General features: G+C 75.1%; 1 protein-coding gene. It reads right to left on the bottom strand.

Annotated elements, in window-relative coordinates; genetic code table 11:
- The coding region (locus B8460_RS19440; RefSeq protein ID WP_048863282.1) for a heme exporter protein CcmB at nt 1–405 on the bottom strand (405 nt) is incomplete at its 3' end.
- Between the last annotated feature and the right edge of the window lie 161 nt (nt 406–566).

Raw genomic sequence — 566 nt, forward strand, 5'->3', positions numbered from 1 at the left:
CAGCAGCCCCGCCAGCAACGCCGGCAGCGCGTCGGGCGGCAGGCGCAGCATGATCGCGAGCGGTCCCGCCGCCAGCAGCAGCGGCAGTCCGGTGGTCAGCCAGTGCGCCGTCGCCTTCGCCGCCGCGACCCCGGCCGCCGGCAGCCCGCACAGCAGAAGCTGGTCGAGCGAGCCGTCCTCCAGCTCGGCGCCGAACAGCCGGTCGAGCGGCAGGAGCGCGGCCAGCAGGGCGCAGACCCAGACGATGCCCGGCGCGATGCGGCCCAGCATCTGCGGCGACGGGCCGATCGCGAGGGGGAACAGCAGGCCGGCGACAAAGAAGAACATGATCGCCGCCAGCGTGTCCGCGCCGTAGCGCAGCGCGAGCCGCAGCTCGCGCCCGACAAGGGCCGAGAAGACCTTCATGCCAGGTGCAGGCTCGTCGCGCCGGGCAGCGGCAGCGGCAGGTGGGTCGCCGCCAGGACCACCCCGCCGCCCTCCCGGTGGGCCGCCAGCAATCCGCCGAACCGTTCGACCGACGCCGTGTCGAGGCCGAGCGTCGGCTCGTCCAGCAACCAGACCGGCGC

It is taken from the genome of Acidisphaera rubrifaciens HS-AP3 (assembly GCF_000964365.1).
Lineage (GTDB): Bacteria > Pseudomonadota > Alphaproteobacteria > Acetobacterales > Acetobacteraceae > Acidisphaera > Acidisphaera rubrifaciens.